Here is a 19,594-nt window from a genome sequence, read left to right on the forward strand (position 1 = left end):
AGCTGCTTACACAAGTATTTATGGCTACGCCACGCAAGCTATCAGAAATCAAACCGGATTCCTCTATTAATCTGAAGTTTTTTGTGAATTTAATCAAAATTCAGTGACATTTTAATAAATAAAAAAAATAAAAATCATGGAAAATATAAATCAGAATCAAGAATTTAATTCCCACAATGGTAATTCTACCAATTATTCCTTAGAATCTAATACTAATAACGGTCATCATCGTTCTATCCAAACCACTATAGAAGATGAAGAAATTATTAGTCCTGAAGAGGAACAAATGCTGGCAGGGTATAACCCTAATGCAACTGGGCTTATTTCTCAAGAATATCGCTTGAAACAGGATGAAGAAAAAGCAATAGAGCGACCTTTAACAGAAAAACCAGGTGTCCGTCTTGTTTTTGTAGTCGGTTTGGTAGGAATGGTTATTGGTTCTGGTTCATTGCTTTGGTTTGGATTTTTACAACCTAAACCTCCCGTTAAACAAGCTGTGAAAACTAATAATTCATTGCCAACTAGCGAACCTAATTTAGATGAATCTGCTGAACTAAAAAGTAGATTAGCTTTTCAAGACCAACAGCAACAACTTCAAGTAGAACCAGTTCCCACTACTTCCCCAAGTCAAACACCAAAACCAGAACCAATAACAAATCCATCCGTTAGGCCAGTACGTCAAACTGTTCCACCACGCACGACTGCTGTTAGAGTTGCTCAACCTGCACCTGTAATTAGAAGAAATCCTGTTCCAACTCCTTTTAATTCACGTATCAAATATACTCCTCCACCAACACAAAAATCAATAGAAAAATTAGTAGAAACTCCTGAAAATCTTGCTGATGTTTTACGAAAATGGAAGCAATTATCTAGTTTGGGAGAGTCACAAATTAGTAAATCAATTCAAGAAAAAACTACACCAACTAATCAAAATTCTAAAACCTTAAAACCAAGTACATCAATGCTTGAAGAAACTGAACTAAAAACAGTTTTGATTGGTTCTAAAAACGTTGACAATCAAACTGATTTAACACCGGGTATGATGGGTATTCTCAACCGTACTCCTGTTGATTTAATCAATGCCAATACAAGCAACAATAAGGATGTAGCACTGGGTACATCAGCTTCGGCTAAAGTGATCATGCCGATGATTTGGGATGAAGGTGGTAAAAATGCTAATGACCGCTTTGCTGTGGAGTTAACTAAACCTCTCAAAGCTACAGATGGTACGGTTGCGTTTCCTGCTGGTACTGTTGTGGTTGCTAAAACTACATCTGTAAGTAAGAGTAATTTGGTTTCGGCTACTGCGATCGCTCTAGTTTATCCTAATTCCCAAGGTACGGTTAAACAGGAAACAATACCGGCTAATACATTATTAATTCGGGGTGGAAACAAACGCCCATTACTTGCTCAAAAGCTGCATGATGCAGGGTCAGATATTGCCAAACAAGATTTATTAGTGGGATTACTTAGTAGTTTGGGAAGAGTGGGTAGTATAGTTAATCAACCCCGCACGCAATCTAGCACTGTTGTTTCTGGTGGTAGTTTTAATCAAAGTACGGTTACTACTAATGCTGACCCGCAGATATGGGCTGCTGTATTGGAGGGATTTTTTGATCCATTGAGCGATCGCTTATCGAGACGTTCTGATCAAGCAGTGCAAGAATTGTTGCAACGTCCTAATATTCAGTATTTACCTGAAGGTATGGAGGTTTCAGTTGTTGTTAATAATTTCTTGAAAGTTGAAAGGTAAGCATTCAGCTATCAGTAATCAGTAATCAGTAGTCAGTTTGCACATATAGGGAGACAGGTTTTTCATAAAGTCAGAATCTTACAAAAATCCACAAGTTTTGATGAGAGAAATTTACAGGCTTGTATTTGTGTTTAATAGCCTATTGCTGACGGCTTACAATCAAAAGTTTTAAATCAAAATCTCAAATTAATATGAAAGTATTTGCTGTAAATATCATTGCCAATAGTGTATTATTGTTTAGTGGAATAGTCCCTGTTGTCCAAGCACAAACTCCTGCTTATCGCTTGATTGAAAGGGATATAGCTGTTAACAGTAAAATTCAAGTGAAAGTCACTCCTGGACGTGCTACACCTATCAGTTTTAGTCAAACTGACGAAACTATTGCTTACATTTTACTAGCAGATCCTTCACGACTGGTCTACACTACAGATGCAGATTTAAACAGTGGAAAAGCTACAACCATTTTTTTAAGAATAATCAAAACTTTGAAGTTTCCTCAAACTACCTCTACTAATATTACTAATTTACTGGTGCAAACTGTAGATTCTCAAGGACAAAAGCGACTTTACAATTTTGATATCATCCCCCATCGAGGAAAACCTGATTATGTTGGGATTCAAATTGCAAATGCAATTCCAGGACAACAGAAATTATTAATAGATAAAAAACGCACTGCTACAGTTGATGATATTGAAAATGGGCTAAGAATTGCTATTAATCGTGGTTATACCCAAAAAAATGATCCTGTTGTTCCTAAAGTGCAGCAGGTTTTAGTGTTGTTACGCACTAGCAAAGTCACTATTACAGAGGCAGCTAAATCTGTTGATATACCAATTGCTGTAATTTCGGAGTTAGGGAAAATAGCAATTAATCAGAGTAATTGTAAATTGCTTTTGAATGGTTGTTAAATGAAATAACGAAATAACTGTGTACAATTCTACTTACCCTGATTGATAAAATACTTTAACTTAAGTAGGGGTTGCTGAATAAAACCAAGACCCGGATAAATCAAAGGTTTGAGGCTGATAAACACAGAAATTAGTGCAAAGATATAGTGTCTACAGCATGAAAAACCGTTCGGCTGACGCTCACGGCGAAGCCTTACACTTTTGTGGAGTTCAAGAGATGGAAAAGAAGTTTTCAAATCTCCTCCAGCATAGCTGCCTCCTGACTGGGAATTTTAGATTTTAGATTGGAGTGGACAAAAACAATCCAAAATCCAAAATTGAGAACTCCTGCCTCCAAGCCTTCACGAGAAGACTTTCTCAGCAAACCCTAAGTAATGTTCTAGTCAATTTTCATATCTTGTTGAACCCAATTTTTTATTTTCATAAATTGTTCGGACATTTCTGCTTGACTTAAATTAATTTCATCAGTGTCATTAACCAAATTAACAAACTTCTGTAACTCAGCTTGTTGCATATCATTAACATTTTGCAATTGTGCTAATTCTTGCTCCTGAGACACTACCACCGCATTTAATCGTTCAACTTCTGACATCAATGGGGCAATTGTTTTTTCTAACTCTGAATTAACCACCTTTACTGCCTGTTTAGAAAATGTGTTGTGCCACCCGCTTTGATTCGCTTCTTCTAGTGATTTTTCTAACTCAGCTACCCGTTGTTCTAATTGCTGGTTTTTAATGAAGATATTTTGCACTGCGGCTAACTGCTTCTCTGTATCAATTAACTTTTCAATTAATTTTTCCTTTTCTTGTGCTATTTTTTGGGAATGTTGAGCAGCAGCTTTTAATTCCTCTGCGGCAGCTTTCAGGGCTGCATCACGAATTTCCACAAAGCGACCTAATTCTTCTTCTGCTTTTTCTCTTTCCCGTTGTGCCAAGGCTTCAGCAATTTTTTCTTCTACTTGTTGTGCAGTAAATGTCTCTTGGAGGTGATTTCTACTACCGCGCTTTGCTATTATTATTTCTGGCTGAATTTGTGCAGGTTTAAACAATGTTTTTGTGAATGACCCTTGAGAAACTGTATGATCTAACAGTACCCACCAAGATTCATTACCATTTAGTTCCCATTTGGCGGTAATAATACCTTTGTAGCCTTCCCATTCTCCATCAACAACGACAACGCGCACCCCTAGAGCAAATTTGGGAATGTCTGTTTGTTCATGATTGCTAGGAATAGAATTGGAATTAGTTGCTTTTGTACTGGTTGCAGTTTTACCAGATGTAGACTTGATTTGTGCTGCTGTTTTCTTGCCTGACCCTACGAGTTCTTCAACCAGGTGATGCGCTACTTTGGTAAGTTGTCGCAAAGCAGCAACACTCCAATTTTGGACTTTTTCTTTCACCAAACGTTGTATCCGTTCTGGAAGTCCTTCAAACCAAGTGTAAATTTTCATGGCTGAGGAAGCAATGTAACGGGATGCCCCAAAGTCGGCACTCGATAACCAGGTGTTAAATACTTGCTTACCATGAGGGCAAACAGCAAGGCAGTCGTTGTAGATTTCCTGTAATGCTTTACCACTGGCTAGTATTCCGTCAAATGTCTGACGGACAAAGCCCAGGAAGTTAACTAGGGTGGTTTTGGCTTTGTTTTGAAGTGCGGGGTCTGTAAATTGCTGGTAGTCGAAGCTGTACGTCACCGCAAAGGGGGCGATATCATCAGCTTGTCTGTGAATGTATTGGTCTAGTTCCTGCTGGGCTGTTGCTTGAATGTCCGCTAGAGCTTCCCTAAAACCTTGAGCTTGTGTCATCATAGTAGTGACCTCGAAATATTAGGTCTATTTGTGAAAGGGCGATCTGAATTCCGGCAAGAATGTGCGATCGCCTTTTTGCTTTCTCTATTATAGCGATTAAATCTTTAATTCTCTAATCGGCATAATGTATACAATTGTAATTGAAAATAGAAATGAAGGACTTTGAAATGACAGAATTATTAATGAATCGTAACGTGCCACCAAAATTTACTAAGCGTAGTGATAGAAAGGCTGTGCAGCAATCGAAGGTTAAAATTCGTTGTCGCTTACAGGATTTAATTGATGCCCAGGATTTGACTAGATCGGCTTTGGCTGAGGCCACTGGGTTAACTGCTACTGCTGTTAGGGGATTGTGTGATAACTCTGCTAAACGTTATGACGTTGATACTTTAGCTGTTCTGTGTGATTTTTTTGGTTGTGGAATGGGTGAATTATTTGAAGTTGTCCCAAAAGAAGGCCATATCGAATAAATCAGCATTTCCTAACTCTATTTTTATTACACACAGATGACTATAGAAATAGCTATTGAAGTCCTAATTTTAAGTTAATTTTGACAGAAATTTATGGTGCAAAGAATTGAAGAAATATTAGGTAATACAATTAGTGAATATACTCCTAATGCAATCAAGTTTCAGGATTTATCATTGGCAACATTGGAAGAGATTGTTAAAGATGGTCACACTACAACATCTGCAAGTTTTAACGCTGCTCCATCAGTGGGTTTATTTATCGAATTTGGACAGCGTTGCCAAGAAAAAGGATTAATAGTAAATTTTGATGGAGTAGCATTTACTAAGACAGATAACCCCGATTTAGTTGTTGATGCGATTACAGTCATCGGTGTAGAAGACTTAGATTTTGTCGGTGAATTTGTTAAATTTGTTTGGGGATGTGATGAGTTAGAGATAAATTCTCAAAAGTTATATGCTTGGTGGTATTAGCCATTGAACATAAATTACTGAAAAAAATAACCAGGGGTTAAATTGATTGATAAAAATTATTCGTAGTCGTGCAACTCCAGAACAAATTTAAGAGATGTTACAAGAGCTAAAGTTTTATATAAAGGTAGCGGTAGACCTTGAACGTCGTGTTTTAGCTGGTGGAGGTGAAATGCACTTTTACTGTGAACAAGCACTATTAGAAGATGGTAGTTTACAACAGGATATCTGGGCTGCAAGTTTTAGACCAGACAACAAACAAATAATTTATGAATCTATGGTAAATTTACGTCCTAGACAAAATCGTTCAATGGAAATTCAGGATGCTAAAATCAGAGAACAAGTTGCTGCAATTATTATGGAGTTTTTAGCATGATTAACTTAACTTATAACCAAGCAAGTTTTATTAAGGATGATGTTTCTATCAGGTTAAATAAATTAAATAATCACTTAAAACAGATTCAGGGATTATCAGAAGACCCTGATAATAATGAAGTAGTCAAAACTCTGATTAAAGAGACAATGTATTTTATTGAATGGATTGCCCCAGATGTAGAATTTGATCATGCTTTTGAGTTAGCTAATTTAGGAAGATTTCTAACAAAATGGTTATTTAATGTAGAAGCCTGGAATAACACAGAAACCGACAATCAATTTACTCAGGAATTAGAGAATTGGAATAACAGGATATTACAAGTATCACAATTATTAAGTGCATAAATTATGACTCAACCACCATTACCACAACCAAAATTAGAACCCAGTGGAATTACATTTGACCAATATGCAGAGTTTACGCCCCAAAAACTAGAATTGAGTAACGGATACATGGGTTACGGTGGACAAGACCAGCTTGGGTTTCATTTAGCAGTGCTTACCAATATGGGGTTATTAAAAGCAGTCAAGCACACCAATTTAGCATTGTGGATAGAAGCCCTGGACTTTGTAGTGAGAGAAAAACTAGCAAAAGTTGATGCAGAACCAGAAGTAACAGAAGCAATGTTAACTAGATTCAATCAGGCAATGTTAGACCTAGAAGCTGTGATAGATTATTTGGGTGAATAGTCTAGTTTTTAGATTTTACTCTAAGAAAATTTCGACAGTAGTAGAATGAAGCAACTCAATTTATTTGGAAACACAGAATATAAAACATTAAGAACCACAAAACCAGTGATGGATGCTGAATTTTTACAACAGTGGAAATCACGGGTGTTTAATTATCAACAAAATCTTAGAAACAGTGAACCACCACAGCAGACATCGTTATTTGAATTAAAACCATCATATTGTAATCCTGACACCATTGACCCATTCAAACTACAATTACAATCAATGGCGTTTTATCGGATGCCAGATAATTATGGTCAAGCTGCCCTCTATTTCATAATTGATTCTGCTGCTGAATTATTGTTGTATGTTGGGGAAACCAAACACAGTAACAAAAGATGGAAAGGTGTTCATGATTGTAAAGAATATATTGGTAGTTATCAAGAACTGCATTACAAATATAATATGACTACGGCGGTTAACATTGGTTTTTGGTGGGATGCCCCGGTGGAGAGAAAACCACGTCAAGAACTGGAACAAGCTTTAATTCAAAGGTGGCGATCGCCATTCAATAAAGAGATGTGGAAACTCTGGGGGCAACCCTTCGGAAATTCTTAGAGGAAAAATAATTAATTGGGGTCATCTTTGCCGATACCCAACTGACGTAACTTAACTTTAACATCTGCCCAATCTGAACCACAGTAGTAGTATTGTTTATCTCGAATATTGGCAATATAATAACCATTTTTACCACCGTTGACTCTGAATAATTCAATCAATACCTTAGTTTTGGTTAATCCATTCCTTTGTAAAGTTGAATCTAAATCAGTAGCAATTCCATGAGTATTATAAAACACCTTGCCTGGATAAAAAGACCAGGTAGTGCCTTCGCGGTGATAAATTTGTAGGTAAAGAGGGGAATAAATTGATTGAGTCATGAAAACATTGTAACCCACATTCCGCAGATGCAACCCAGATAATTGATATTTTTGAAAAATCCTAGCCAGAAAAATTTTATTTACCTAATTTTTCTGGTTGAGTTCAAATTTATAGTCCAAAAAATAGCGAGTATTACTAAAATAAATTTTACGATGTTTTAAAATAGATTCTCTGTTTCAATTAAAGCAGTCATTTTTGGTAAAATAAACATGACAATTACAGCCAAGAATATTTCTATCTTCGCTTAAAATTTCTATTTACTAATTTTATCGAAAACTATCTGTATCTTTTTGGTCAAATAAACTTGCATCAAATAATTAGATAATATTTACTACAACTCTTTCCTAAATACCTAACAATCTTTTCACGTTCCTCTGTTAAATTACTCATTTGTTTTTGTCCATTTATGATTACCAAGTGTACAGCTTGAAACATCTGAAATACCCACCTCATTGTCGGGTTATTTGTGATTTTCTTAACTTGATTTCTAATCCCATCATCAAATTTAGCTAATTCTTGTCTTAACTTTCTTTGTGCGAGGTTATAGACTAACAAACACAATCCCATTATCATGGCAATTGCTTCCACTCTTTCAGGTGTTTTCACAAATACGCTTGATGTAAAAAACAACGGATCTTTCAAAAACCTAAATCCTCTCTCATTAGATTGTTGGGCTTTATATTCCTCTAGTACCTGCTCATCACTCAATTCATTTTTATCTAAGATATTCGTTGCTAATATAAATCTCCCTGCTTTAATTTTTTCAGTTTCTATTGCTGATTCTAAAATTTCTATCTTACCTGTAACTTGATATTTTGTTTGATTTGGTTCGGCTAATTTATTTGGTCTACCTGCTGTTTTATATTCTGCTTTTTCTATGTATTCAATTTCTTTAATTTGGTGATATTTCCAGGATTTTGATAGTTTTTCTATTGCTATTTTAGCGTCTGGTTGACAAGCAAACTCTTGCTTGGATAGCTTTCTGAGTGCAGCTTCTGCTTTTTCTAACTGTTTTTTTACTTGTTTGTCTACTTGTTCGATACTTGATTTTTTTCTGAATTCACTTTCAACGATTATCCATCTTTGTTTTATGCCTCCATATTCTGATTCTTTCACCGCTATTTTATATCCCTTTATTTGACTATCTTTCCATGATGATTCTTTGATGTCTAAGATTTTCTTCTGTGCCTCTTTGATACTTAATGGTACTCTTGTTATCCATTTTAATTCTCTCATTGCTGCTAAATTTTCTGCTGTATATAAGGCACTGTCTGCTACACTTATGCCTTCAAATGTCCATTGTTTTTTAAATTCTTTTAATCTTTCTACAAATACACTTTTATCATCTACGTTTCCTGAGTCTACTTTTAAATATAGTGGGATGTCTCCATCTCCTGTTACTATCATGTCTATGATAAATTGTTTGAGGTCTGGTCTTTTATCTCTTGAGTATCCGTGAACTATTTCTATTGCTTTCATCTCTGGCTCTATTTCTAATTTATTCTTTTCTATTTCTTTTTTGTTTTTCTCTATTTCTTCCGTTTCTTTTTTGTACTCTCCTTCTACACTCATTGATGTTCCATCTAAATGAATACTCTTGCTTTCTACTTGGAATTTATGGGCCGCTTTTATGGCTACGGTTGTAAATATTTTTGTTGTTCCTATTTGATAATATTTGTCTAGTTCTCTTCCTAGTCTGTCATCGTTTAAATGTGATGGTAATACTCCTTCTCCTATTAGATGTTCTGTTGCTTTTCCTACAAAAAATTCGTCAAATAGGTATAATGGGGCGCTTAAAAATCCTAATCCATTCAATATCATTGCTTTCATTACTTGTCCTGGTGTGAGCATTTCTTTTGTTTTTATTCCCACTATTTTATTCACTTCTTCTACCAATTCCATCTCATCTATTATTCCTGCTACTATTCCCAAATGATCTATATTTAAGATTTGCATGGCTTCTTGAGACTCTTTCATGGCTTTTCCTTTATCTATTTTACGCTTATTATTTTACAAATAAATAGCCTGAAATGATTGCCAGATAACCATTTCAGGCTTTGTATTTTTACAATTCATAATTATTTAATCTGCCTCAATATCTGCGGAATGTGGGTTGTAAACAATCAAAATCAGGGATTCCCCAAATCAGAAACTCCCTGAAATTAACATCATTATAAATTAATGACAGTGATACCCACCGGTTCTGGAATGATGACACCCTGAGCGATTGGTTCTGCCAGAATGGGCAAACGCTGGACTAACTGCTGCTACCAACGGCAATACTACTAACTTTTTCATCTTGATGTTTTGTAAATAAATGTAACTGCTGCACAATAACATCAAGGATGACAAGAAACCCAAAGAACACCAAAACTTTAAAAACAATAGAATATTATGTACATTCACTTAAATGGGGGATTCCTCAAGCAAACATTGTGATGGTACTGAGAAATTCTTAGAGGAAACGCCAAGATAATATTTAATACCAAAGAAATTACTGGAGAATTTTCTTAGAGGAAACCAGGAATTACAAAACAGGGTAAAGAAGTTACTATATATACATAGATGTTTAAAAACCCAAAATTATGAACAAACTATGGAAATATGGAGCAATTACAGGCATAATGTTTACAATGTTGGTACTAGATGTATCATCAGCATTGTCAGCACCCAAACCCAAGTATTCCAGATGTAAGAATAGTCAGGAATATTGTTTACGAAGGGGAGACAGGGGAAGATTAGTTGATGACTTAATTGGTGGTTTAATCTGCGTTGGTATTGATAATGTCAATTCTGAGAAAAAAGATGACCCCGATTATGCGGTGTTTACTGAAAAAGTAGAAAATGCAGTCAAGGAATTTCAGAAAACTGCCAATATCAAACCCGATGGCATTGCTAGACCTGCGACTATCAAAGCTATTCAATATGGTTGTTAAACTCTGGTCTTTTGGGTGTTCCTGATTTTGTAGCCTATGCAATCGCAGTTTCCCCTAAGAATTACAGGGTCATTGGGCGATCGCTTGAGAGGTCGTAGGTAATCTAAAGAGCGATCGCCAAGCCCGCACAGCATTCAAAGTTTAAGGTGATATCGGGTAGCAGTTAGGGGTGAAGGCTGACGCAGACGTTACTAATATTTATTAAATATAAAACCCCTAGAACTCAGTCTAGAGGCTTGGTATAAAAACTATTATTTTAGTAGTAGAAATTTATTCTAACTAACTACTGTGCTAGTAGATTTTAATGCCATTCTCTTTTTGACTTTCCTCATTAGTCCTAATGCAAATAGAGAGCCTACTGTGGGGATGGTTGCACCACCTGGAATGTCGAAGGGGACTGCGGCTGATGTATATGTAGCACCAGCAAATCCCCCATTATTATATGTACTAGAAGATATACCAACAAGTCCATTCACACCCTCAGAATCGTTCAAAGAAAACTGGAAATTACTCCCAATAATTCTCAAATTGGCATTCACTAAAACACCATTTAAAACTTCAAAACTATTGCTAGTCTCATTTCCTAAAGAAAATGGAGAAAAGGGAGTAGCAGGTAAATTTAAACCCGCAGGGTAGGAGGTGACGATTATGCCAGTAGCAGAGCTAGTAGCGTTATCTATTAATCCATATATTGTACCTTCAACAGTACCATTTACTGAACCCAACCCCGGATCATTTGTGAAGGAGAAATTAAAATCAAGTGCTTGCGCTGGAGATGCACTACTAACCACAACACCCGCCACAGCACCACCAACCACCAATGGCATAATACGAGATAATTTCATGAGTTTTACTCTAAGTTATGCGTTACACTGTCCATCATAAATTACGTAAGTAGGTAGGCGTTGAAATTTATCGTTGTGGCAAGGCAGGAGGGAAGAGGTTTTTAGGCATTTTACATTTTGTTATATAACTTGTTTTTTTCGTGCCGACTTACTTAGTATTTTATTTCCCTTTAAAAATTTATTGAATTGTTAATATAAGTAAACTATAAACTTTTCCCCTAAGAATTACAGGTTTATTGGGCGATCGCATATTAAACGTAATCCCCAAGCCGAGATATGTGTAATTTCCTGCAAAATGCTTTGGAAAACCTTGTTATATCTGCATTCTAGCCTTAGCATACAATTTACCCTTTTTACTAATAACATTTTCTTATGTTCAAAAATTTTAACTTTTTCTTTAATAAAACTTAGTCTTCATTTAATCCAAATAAGTAGTCTTGCTTAGAAAGCATTAATTTGATAATACTTGTATGTAAATATCAGTAAAGGTTGTAAATTACTAAGAATCAACCACATTACTAATTAATAAGCCACTAAATAACTACTGAAATTTACAACTGCATAAATATGTCCAGCAAAGATAGGAGATAAAGTATGTCACAAAAGCTAAATCGTCGTCGGTTTATTCAATCATCGGCGGCAGCAGCAGCAAGCATAGGTATATCCACTATTCGTACTTCAGCTGCTAGTGTTGATAAGTATATTGAAGCAATAGTAATTGGTAGTGGTTTTGGTGGTGCGGTTGCTTCATTACGTCTCGGTCAGGCAGGAATCGAAACAATAGTATTAGAACGGGGAAGACGATGGCAAATTACAGATGCAGGTGATACTTTTTGTACAACAAATAATCCAGATGGTCGCGCTGCTTGGCTTAGTTCTAATACGATTTTACCTCCACCAGTTCCAGCATTTCCCATTGATGTATATACAGGTGTTCTTGATGTTAAAAGAGGCAATGGAATTAATGCCTATTTAGGCGCTGGTGTGGGAGGTGGTTCGCTAATCTATGGTGGTATTACTTATCAACCAACAGAAGAACTATTTTACAGAGTCTTTCCACGTACTATTAACTACTCTGAACTAGACCGGGTTTATTACCCACGAGTACGTTCTATTCTCAAAGCATCCCCTATACCGGATGATATTTTACAAACTGAATACTATTTAGCAAGCCGTATCCTAATGGAACAAGCAGCCAAAGCTGGTCTACAATCAACTAAAATTGATATCGCTTTTGATTGGGATATTATTCGTCAGGAAATTGCTGGTGAAAAGGTTGCTTCCATTATTAATGGTCAGATTTATTATGGTGCAAATAGTGGTGCTAAAAACAGCTTAGAAAGAAACTATTTAAGTATGGCAGAAGCCACTGGCAACGTCGAAATTCGACCTTTACACATAGTCACGACAATTGAGGAATCAGACCGTGGGCGTTACCGGGTTGTCTGCAATCAAATCAATGAACAAGGAGCAGTAGTTGTTCAAAAATCCTTTGTTTGTCGCTATCTGTTTTTAGCTGCTGGATCAATTGGCACTACTGAACTATTGCTTCGTGCTAAAACCAATGGTACTTTGCGCCGACTGAATAATCAGGTAGGAAAGGCTTGGGGGACAAATTCAGACTCAACTGCTTTAATGATTAATGCTGCTCAGACTAATCCATCTTTTGGAAGTCCTGGTGTGATATCAATTGAGCATCTTGATAACCCTATTGCTCCAATCATACTTGAGCCATTTCAGAGCATTCCTTTTGTACCACAAGGTATTCTTCCTGTTCTTGGTCAAGGAATCTCTAAGCCAGATGGCTATTTTAATTACAATGTTTTAACGCAATCAGCGGATTTGTTCTGGCCTGGCGACTCAGCAGATAGACAGAAAAATGCTCAGGCTCTCCAGTACACTTATCAACTTCTCAATCAAGCTAACGGTACAAGTTTAGCTGGTTTACCTGATTACAGTAGCACGGCGCACCCTCTTGGTGGTGCAACTATTGGACAGGTTTGTAATACTCATGGACAAGTCTTTGGTTATCCTAACTTGTTTGTTGTTGATGGTTCTCTTATCCCCGGTTCAACAGCTTGTGCAAATCCCTCACTAACTATTGCTGCTTTGGCAGAAAGAAGTATGGATCACTTTGTTAACCGTATTCCTTCTTAGGGCGATCGCTTTCCCCACCGCAACCATGCACAAATTTTTCCCTGCTTGTATCCCCCAACTCCCCAGGATTCACCATTTAATTAAAACCATCACGTCGCAAGTCCCAAGGTAAAGATCGTCTGCTTTGTCTCAAAATTGACTCATACCCTTCAGGGGATAACCAGGACCCATCCTCTAACTGTACGTAATCTGCGGGTACTTGTTCCGGTGGTGTGGAAGCTGGCAGAGTCCAGGGTCTTTTAGGTTTAATGCCGGGTACAGATTGCATCTGTTCTTGGATTTCCTTTAGTTGTTGGGTGATGGGGTTCAGGGATTTTTCCAGGGCGGCGGTGATCATGGCATTTAGAGATTCATAATTTACATCAAAAGAAGCAGTTTCCGCCATTCTGGTTTTGACAGCAAAGTAGGTTTGAGCCGCAGCAATTTCTGGTTTTCGGGGGTCGCCGTTCATGGCTGTGAGGTAACAGGTATAACGTGATAATTTGAAATTAGATTGCTTAGAACCCCCTCCCTGTGGTCGTTTCACTAGATTGCCAACGTCGGCAATTCTCATAATTAAGTTTCCCATGTAACTATGACATTTCTTTTTACACAGTGTTTTCGGATTAAAGATAAAAAAGCTTCTTGCGTATCTCCATATAAATGAATACGTTTTTGGTGAGATGGATAGTAGTCACCGTAAACAATCACTTGTCCTAAAGCTTCTTTCCAATTTCTAATTGCCTTAACTTCAATCAATTCTGTTGATGTTAATACATCAATTTTTCCGCACGGCGTTTCAATCTCAATTTTTCCGTTGAGTTCTTTTGCTAAAGTAGACTGGATACTTTTCTCACTTTTCTTTGCACGCTTGCAATATTTTTTAGTAATGTAGATATTTTCCCAAATTAATTGAACTGCATAACGAGTTAATTGATAATCAGCTAATTCTGTTCCGCCGCCTTGAGGTCGATAAATAGACTTTGTAAAACGAGCAAAGTGGTCATCAATGGTGTAACCTGAGTTCTGACAAGCTAATTTTGCCCGTTCTATTGTTTCTTCAAACCGTCGCCATTGTGTATACCCCAATAATGGCTGTAGCTGACGGGCTAACCAATACTCATTACCATTTTCATCAACTTGCTTAATCTCATCAAATGGATTTGTACTTTCAGAAAAAGCTATTAAATTCATAGTAATCCTTAAAGCCTAAATTTTGTGGGATTTTTTGTTTGCCTTATATCCATTGATTGTATGCGGAAGTACCTACAACTTTCAAGAACTAACTCATAAATTATTAGTGAAAAAACAAACTTTATTTGCTTTAGTACATATATTGTCCTAATAGTTCTATATCTGTACGATAGGAGAATGAAAAAAATGTTTTGTCGCTTGGCCGTACTCATGGCAGAAAAAGACCCCCAGTTATCCCAAAGGCAACTGGCAAGAGATACGGGATTAGATGTAACAACAGTCAACAGGTTATTTACCAATAACTTCAGTCGTGTTGATGTCAGCACTATTGAAACTCTGTGCAACTATTTCCAGAAAAATGTAGGAGACTTATTTGAATTGAGACTTCCTGAAAACATCCCCCAAAGAAAAACTCGTAAGCGTGTATCTGATGATTCTATACAAGTATAAAATCTTGATGCTATTATCCTGTAAACTTTAGTTTTAAAGTTTTTGTTATTTATTGGAACATCAAATCATGGAATTTACTGGCACTTGGCATATTTATGAAATGTCAAATTGGGATGAAGAATATTTTAATATGGAAGTCCAAGCCTATATCGAAATTGATGAACAAGGAAATGGGGAGTTTCAATTTGGATTGGTTCATGGATATATTGATGGTGATATTATTAAAGATGGCAATAATAAGAAATTAGAATTTACTTGGGATGGTAATGATGAATGTGATGAAGCTTCTGGTAATGGTTGGTTGAAATTGAAAGACGAAAATGAACTAGAAGGAGAAATAGAATTTCATTATGCTGATAGTTCTACATTGTTAGCAAAACGTGCTTAATTATCTAAATCAAGGATATTATGAGTGAATTGGAAAAAGAAGTAGCCAAAATTGAAAAGTATAATCAAGAAATTATAGATGGGTTTAAAGCATGGCTAGAAAAAGAGAATCTTTCAGCTAAAACGATAAAGAACCACATTGCCAATATTGAATTTTTTGCAGAATATCTTGTTTACTATGAACCGTCACAACAACTTGATGAAGCAGATGATCAAGATATTTATGATTTTCTATTAAATTATTTTCCCCGCAAGGCGATGTGGGCATCTGAAAGTAGCACTAAATCTTACATGGGTTCTTTTAAAAAGTTTTTCTCTTATATGCTGGAAACTAATAAAATTAGTCCTGATATAGAAGCTGAAGTTAAAGATACCCTCAAAGAAGGTAAACAGGAATTTCTTGATGCTGTGAGTGATTAATTAACAAAATGCCAAAAGTCAACAGTTTTGAAGAAAAATATCCTTATCTTAACCGTTTTGTAGAAGAACAAGGTTGGATAGAAATTGGAGATAGTGAGTATGTTAATTCCTTTGTCAGAGCTTATGATTTAGGTGGAACTGTCTATCATGGTAAAAGCAGTTATCCCTCAATAGAAGCTGCATTTCAAGATTTAGAAAAGCACATCAAGGCATATTTTGAAGACTTGGGGATATAAATGATTATGAAGGAATGGGGGTATCTTGAAATACGCACTATTAACTAAAATCGGTGGGGAACTCATAGAGGCATCAAAAGCCGATTATCAAGATTATTATGGTTTTCTGAAATGCCCCGTATGTAATGAACCTGTGTTTTTAAGGAAAGGTCATTTACGAAATGGTAAGGAAATCCAGGCTAGTTTTGCTCACCATCGGGCAGTTCCTGAAATTAGCACCTGTGAATTAAGAGTAGGCAATTATAGTAAAGAAGATATCGAAGTCTTTGCAGCAAAAGCCAGAAACCAGAGATTACAAAAACTAAATATTAGTATGTGGAAATATATGAAAACTAATATATCTGTAAACTTTAGCGGTTATGAACAGATAAGAAACAGGGCTAAGGGTAATACTACCTTTGGGTATTTGTTAGACTATGGTGATGAGTGTTTGTTGAATAACAATGATTTAATTGTTGATGAGTTCATCTCTGTTTTTTCTAAAATGCTTAGAAATCAAGGTGATTATATCACCATAATTAAAGAAAGATTAGGTATGTTGAATCAATTTCTGAATGATTTAACATCAGATTGGGAATTACATGAAAAAATTACCAAAGAAGCCGCCGAATTGTTTTTGTCACCACCAATGAAGGAAATCAGATATCGGGTATTAACGGTGCTGTGTTATCCTGATAATATGCAATTATTGAATCGGGATTTGGTGAAATTGAATATGCAAACCGAAGCATGGCAGAAATTGTTTAGCAATTATTTGAATCAACAAATATGTTTGATTTTATTGAGTGTCAATTGGATAAAATTGTTGGCTTAGTTCTGGATTCCAGGGTTTTCAGCATTTGCGATCGCCTACTTGACCTCCAACTGGTAAATCCTCATTGATGGATGTTCGTCCATCATCCGCCAATAATATCCATTAGGAGCTAACGAAACCCTACCACCACAACGATATAAAAAAACTGGTTCACCCTGGCGCATAGCTTTATTGATCTCTCGTTCTACACTGGTATTTGAGTTATCATTATCGCTGTTGTACCAAATTAAATGAGATTTTCCATAATAACCAGCATTCAATAAACTACTAAACAACCATTCCATCAGAGATTGAATTTGCTCTTGTTCAACGCCGCTACTTGCTTGTCCATAGCTTTCAATAGTCGGTTGGGCTGGTTTGGGTTTGAAGAAATCAAAAATTTTCATAACTGTTCGATTGAAAAATGTATATTACATCGCTCAAATTAATGTAAATGAATATTAGCTGTACTATAAAGCAGTGTAACCCCCATCTACCATTAAGATTGTGCCTGTAATGTAGGAAGCTGCTTCAGAAGCCAAGAAAATTACTGGACTTACTAATTCCTCTGGTTCACCTTTACGTTTCAGAGGTATTACTCTATCTAAATACTGTTGATCTGGTTGAGGGAGTCTCAGCTTCTCTGTATTTTCCATCGTGTTGTTTATATATCCAGGTGCAAACGCATTAACACGAATGCCATAATCAGCCCATTCAATAGCTAAAGAGCGTACTAGCTGATTGACACCACCTTTAGCAGCAGTGTAAGCAGCACACCCAGCTATACCTACTACCCCAGCAATTGAGGAGTTCATAATAATTGAACCACCCACACCTTGCTTAATCATTTGTTTAGCGGCAGACTGAGCGCACTGGAAATAACCTTTTAAGTCAACATCAATAATTGTGTCCCATTCCTGTTCTAATAGCGATATCGCAGGTTTGACAAAATCTGTACCAGCATTGCAAATCATAATGTCTAGTTGTCCATAATGATTTACTGTCTGTTGAATTAAGTTATTGCAATTTTCTCTATTAGTAACATCTGTATAGATAAATATTGAATCGCCACCTGCATTGTTGATGATTTGTACAGTTTCTTGTCCCTGAGTTTCTTTGATATCAGCAATTACTATTTTTGCACCTGCATTAGCTAATCCAATAGCGATCGCTTTACCAATTCCCCTGGCCGCACCTGTAACAATAGCAACTTTACCTGTAATATCAAATTTATTCATTTTCCCACACCTGCATAAATAATTCCCATTCTTCCTCTGTCTCTGGTGGTTTATTCTTCACCAGTCCCACAATCCGTGCTAATTTCCTTGCTTCCTTTTGAGTTTTACCCCATTCAATTAGTTCAAGTTCTAGGTTCGGATCATAGCCCTGTGCTGCTAATTGGGCGTATTCAGTATCAGTCATGTTGAGGTCATTTATCATTTTTTCCCTCAAGAATTTGGTAGATGTTGGTAGGGCGATGGTGGAACGCCCACCATAGGCATCAAATAATAAACACTAAATTACTACATAAATCATAATTCTTTAACAATTCTTGGTAAACACCTTTCTAGTTCATTTCTTGACATAATTCTGTGAACATTTATAACATTGAATTGAGTCAGAATTTTTTCAATATGAGGACGTTCTTTTCTATAAAACATAGTTTGTAAAAATTTTAAATCTAGACTTTCATGACAGCCATTTGGCATTTCTGGACGCTTTTTACCTCGATATGACCACCATCTTTGTATTCCTCCCCACATTGCTAACCAACCAGGGTAATCAAGATAAAGAATTAGATTAGCCCGTTCTAAAATGGTTTTTGAATATTGATCAATCCAGCCCTCTACAATCCAACCATTAGTATTAGCAATTTTGTCAAGTGATGATATAATTTCTTCTTCTGTTGACTCTACCCAGTTTTCACTCCAGATAATACTGTCCATGTGGTGTAAAGTTAACCCCATTAATAAAGCTAGTCTCCGACTTAGTGTAGATTTGCCAGTCCCACTTATACCAATGACAACTATATTTTTGTTATTCATGGGATTCATGATTTTAAATCAGTCTTGGAATATGCGGATCGCCTCCGGCGCTGCGCTCCGCGCAATCGCTTGTGCTTGTTTCCCTCAAGAATTAGGGACTATTCTTACTGCTAATTATCCAAGTGGCATACCGATTTGACGGGCTTGAGATGCAGAATCACGCCCACCCCAGCGACGATGAATTTTACCATCTTGCAGTTTAAACCACTCCATAGCAACTAGCTCATATTGCTTACCTGTTGGTTTATGACCTCTAAAGTCCCCGGTGAATACGCCGCTTTCTGTGTAACGCACTGCGACGGTATCACCTTCGGCAATTATTTCCTCTACAGTCAATTTTATACTAAATGCCTGATGAAGCTCTTGCCAAATAGGTATGACTTTATCTAATTCTCCCCATCCTAAAACGCCATGTACTAAGGCATCTGGTGCAAACAAATCCCTCAGTGTTTCTAAATCACCCCGGTTAAATGCTTCAACGTAACTCAATACAACTTGTTTGTTGGATTCAATGGTCATAACGATGATGGTGTGATTTTGAATATGCGATAGCGAAGCGATCCGTAGGAATCGCCACTATCATAGTTTCCCTCAAGAATGGGGTGCAATTGGCAGGGGAAACGCATCTAAATTTTATTGACAAAATACTGTTTTTATGTATAAACCAATAAATCCCAATTTATCGTTTGATTGATTTTTTCAGAGTCATAGCGATGGATTAAAATATTGTCAATAAGTGGTCGTTAATGCAAATATTTTG

27 protein-coding genes are annotated in these 19,594 nt (G+C 36.4%); 15 read left to right on the plus strand and 12 right to left on the minus strand.

Features of this window, described 5'->3' with window-relative positions; genetic code table 11:
• The first annotated feature begins 136 nt into the window (after positions 1-136).
• On the plus strand, positions 137-1,753 hold the full coding sequence (locus tag H6G06_RS16805; RefSeq protein WP_190562140.1) for a TrbI/VirB10 family protein: 1,617 nt from the start codon (positions 137-139) through the stop codon (positions 1,751-1,753).
• A gap of 191 nt (positions 1,754-1,944) precedes the next feature.
• Positions 1,945-2,661 carry a hypothetical protein gene (locus H6G06_RS16810; RefSeq protein WP_190562141.1) on the plus strand — a complete coding sequence of 239 codons (717 nt, stop codon included), beginning with the start codon at positions 1,945-1,947 and terminating at the stop codon, positions 2,659-2,661.
• A 379-nt stretch (positions 2,662-3,040) separates the two neighbouring features.
• Here the strand turns inward: H6G06_RS16810 and H6G06_RS16815 are convergent, their stop codons facing one another.
• Positions 3,041-4,468, minus strand: a complete 1,428-nt coding sequence (locus H6G06_RS16815; RefSeq protein WP_242039729.1) for a hypothetical protein — start codon at positions 4,466-4,468, stop codon at positions 3,041-3,043.
• A gap of 152 nt (positions 4,469-4,620) precedes the next feature.
• Here H6G06_RS16815 and H6G06_RS16820 point away from each other — a divergent pair, with 152 nt between their 5' ends.
• From H6G06_RS16820 to H6G06_RS16845, 6 genes are all read left to right on the plus strand, one after another.
• Entirely contained in the window at positions 4,621-4,938 is a 318-nt protein-coding gene (locus H6G06_RS16820; protein WP_242039730.1) for a helix-turn-helix domain-containing protein, read from the plus strand.
• A 93-nt stretch (positions 4,939-5,031) separates the two neighbouring features.
• Positions 5,032-5,409 (plus strand): hypothetical protein, encoded by a 378-nt coding sequence (locus H6G06_RS16825; RefSeq protein ID WP_190562143.1) that lies wholly within the window; start codon positions 5,032-5,034, stop codon positions 5,407-5,409.
• A 94-nt stretch (positions 5,410-5,503) separates the two neighbouring features.
• Positions 5,504-5,782, plus strand: coding sequence for a DUF5674 family protein (locus tag H6G06_RS16830; protein WP_190562145.1), 279 nt, complete (start codon positions 5,504-5,506; stop codon positions 5,780-5,782).
• Complete coding sequence (locus H6G06_RS16835) at positions 5,779-6,126, plus strand: hypothetical protein (protein ID WP_190562147.1); 348 nt, start codon at positions 5,779-5,781, stop codon at positions 6,124-6,126. The genes H6G06_RS16830 and H6G06_RS16835 overlap by 4 nt, the downstream gene beginning before the upstream one ends.
• A gap of 3 nt (positions 6,127-6,129) precedes the next feature.
• Complete coding sequence (locus tag H6G06_RS16840) at positions 6,130-6,471, plus strand: hypothetical protein (protein ID WP_190562149.1); 342 nt, start codon at positions 6,130-6,132, stop codon at positions 6,469-6,471.
• A gap of 45 nt (positions 6,472-6,516) precedes the next feature.
• A complete protein-coding gene (locus tag H6G06_RS16845) occupies positions 6,517-7,071 on the plus strand; it encodes a GIY-YIG nuclease family protein (RefSeq protein WP_190562151.1) in 555 nt (184 codons plus the stop codon).
• An 11-nt stretch (positions 7,072-7,082) separates the two neighbouring features.
• On the opposite strand, the gene H6G06_RS16850 is transcribed toward H6G06_RS16845, so the two are convergent.
• The 3 genes from H6G06_RS16850 to H6G06_RS28150 form a co-directional block, all read right to left on the minus strand.
• Positions 7,083-7,391: a hypothetical protein gene (locus H6G06_RS16850; protein WP_190562153.1), complete on the minus strand. Its 309-nt coding sequence runs from the start codon at positions 7,389-7,391 to the stop codon at positions 7,083-7,085.
• Between the two features lie 310 nt (positions 7,392-7,701).
• Positions 7,702-9,369, minus strand: a complete 1,668-nt coding sequence (locus H6G06_RS16855; protein ID WP_190562155.1) for an IS1634 family transposase — start codon at positions 9,367-9,369, stop codon at positions 7,702-7,704.
• Between the two features lie 201 nt (positions 9,370-9,570).
• On the minus strand, positions 9,571-9,732 hold the full coding sequence (locus H6G06_RS28150) for a YHYH domain-containing protein (RefSeq protein WP_422387053.1): 162 nt from the start codon (positions 9,730-9,732) through the stop codon (positions 9,571-9,573).
• 245 nt (positions 9,733-9,977) lie between these two features.
• Here H6G06_RS28150 and H6G06_RS16865 point away from each other — a divergent pair, with 245 nt between their 5' ends.
• Positions 9,978-10,328 (plus strand): peptidoglycan-binding domain-containing protein, encoded by a 351-nt coding sequence (locus H6G06_RS16865; protein ID WP_190562159.1) that lies wholly within the window; start codon positions 9,978-9,980, stop codon positions 10,326-10,328.
• Positions 10,329-10,603: 275 nt separating this feature from the next.
• Here H6G06_RS16865 and H6G06_RS16870 read toward each other — a convergent pair whose 3' ends face one another.
• A complete protein-coding gene (locus H6G06_RS16870) occupies positions 10,604-11,173 on the minus strand; it encodes a hypothetical protein (RefSeq protein ID WP_190562161.1) in 570 nt (189 codons plus the stop codon).
• Between the two features lie 594 nt (positions 11,174-11,767).
• Here H6G06_RS16870 and H6G06_RS16875 point away from each other — a divergent pair.
• Positions 11,768-13,330 (plus strand): GMC oxidoreductase, encoded by a 1,563-nt coding sequence (locus H6G06_RS16875; RefSeq protein ID WP_190562163.1) that lies wholly within the window; start codon positions 11,768-11,770, stop codon positions 13,328-13,330.
• A gap of 76 nt (positions 13,331-13,406) precedes the next feature.
• On the opposite strand, the gene H6G06_RS27055 is transcribed toward H6G06_RS16875, so the two are convergent.
• Entirely contained in the window at positions 13,407-13,883 is a 477-nt protein-coding gene (locus H6G06_RS27055) for a hypothetical protein (protein WP_199306758.1), read from the minus strand.
• 2 nt (positions 13,884-13,885) lie between these two features.
• Positions 13,886-14,503: a hypothetical protein gene (locus H6G06_RS16885; protein ID WP_190562165.1), complete on the minus strand. Its 618-nt coding sequence runs from the start codon at positions 14,501-14,503 to the stop codon at positions 13,886-13,888.
• A 186-nt stretch (positions 14,504-14,689) separates the two neighbouring features.
• Here H6G06_RS16885 and H6G06_RS16890 point away from each other — a divergent pair, with 186 nt between their 5' ends.
• From H6G06_RS16890 to H6G06_RS16910, 5 genes are all read left to right on the plus strand, one after another.
• Complete coding sequence (locus tag H6G06_RS16890) at positions 14,690-14,953, plus strand: helix-turn-helix domain-containing protein (protein WP_242039731.1); 264 nt, start codon at positions 14,690-14,692, stop codon at positions 14,951-14,953.
• A gap of 67 nt (positions 14,954-15,020) precedes the next feature.
• Positions 15,021-15,341 carry a hypothetical protein gene (locus tag H6G06_RS16895; protein ID WP_190562167.1) on the plus strand — a complete coding sequence of 107 codons (321 nt, stop codon included), beginning with the start codon at positions 15,021-15,023 and terminating at the stop codon, positions 15,339-15,341.
• 20 nt (positions 15,342-15,361) lie between these two features.
• Positions 15,362-15,760: a site-specific integrase gene (locus H6G06_RS16900; protein ID WP_190562169.1), complete on the plus strand. Its 399-nt coding sequence runs from the start codon at positions 15,362-15,364 to the stop codon at positions 15,758-15,760.
• A gap of 8 nt (positions 15,761-15,768) precedes the next feature.
• Positions 15,769-15,996 carry a hypothetical protein gene (locus H6G06_RS16905; RefSeq protein WP_190562171.1) on the plus strand — a complete coding sequence of 76 codons (228 nt, stop codon included), beginning with the start codon at positions 15,769-15,771 and terminating at the stop codon, positions 15,994-15,996.
• Positions 15,997-16,021: 25 nt separating this feature from the next.
• Complete coding sequence (locus tag H6G06_RS16910) at positions 16,022-16,810, plus strand: hypothetical protein (RefSeq protein ID WP_190562174.1); 789 nt, start codon at positions 16,022-16,024, stop codon at positions 16,808-16,810.
• A gap of 35 nt (positions 16,811-16,845) precedes the next feature.
• Here H6G06_RS16910 and H6G06_RS16915 read toward each other — a convergent pair whose 3' ends face one another.
• From H6G06_RS16915 to H6G06_RS16935, 5 genes are all read right to left on the minus strand, one after another.
• A complete protein-coding gene (locus tag H6G06_RS16915) occupies positions 16,846-17,196 on the minus strand; it encodes a hypothetical protein (protein ID WP_190562176.1) in 351 nt (116 codons plus the stop codon).
• Between the two features lie 63 nt (positions 17,197-17,259).
• On the minus strand, positions 17,260-18,027 hold the full coding sequence (locus tag H6G06_RS16920) for an SDR family NAD(P)-dependent oxidoreductase (RefSeq protein ID WP_190562178.1): 768 nt from the start codon (positions 18,025-18,027) through the stop codon (positions 17,260-17,262).
• The gene (locus H6G06_RS16925; protein ID WP_190562179.1) at positions 18,020-18,229 is read right to left on the minus strand and encodes a hypothetical protein; all 210 of its coding nucleotides are present in this window, start codon (positions 18,227-18,229) and stop codon (positions 18,020-18,022) included. Before H6G06_RS16925 ends, H6G06_RS16920 begins: the two co-directional genes overlap by 8 nt.
• 92 nt (positions 18,230-18,321) lie before the next feature.
• On the minus strand, positions 18,322-18,834 hold the full coding sequence (locus tag H6G06_RS16930; protein WP_190562181.1) for a P-loop NTPase family protein: 513 nt from the start codon (positions 18,832-18,834) through the stop codon (positions 18,322-18,324).
• Between the two features lie 114 nt (positions 18,835-18,948).
• Positions 18,949-19,353, minus strand: a complete 405-nt coding sequence (locus H6G06_RS16935) for an ester cyclase (protein ID WP_190562183.1) — start codon at positions 19,351-19,353, stop codon at positions 18,949-18,951.
• Positions 19,354-19,594 lie beyond the last annotated feature (241 nt).

It is taken from the genome of Anabaena sphaerica FACHB-251 (genome assembly GCF_014696825.1).
Taxonomy (GTDB): domain Bacteria; phylum Cyanobacteriota; class Cyanobacteriia; order Cyanobacteriales; family Nostocaceae; genus RDYJ01.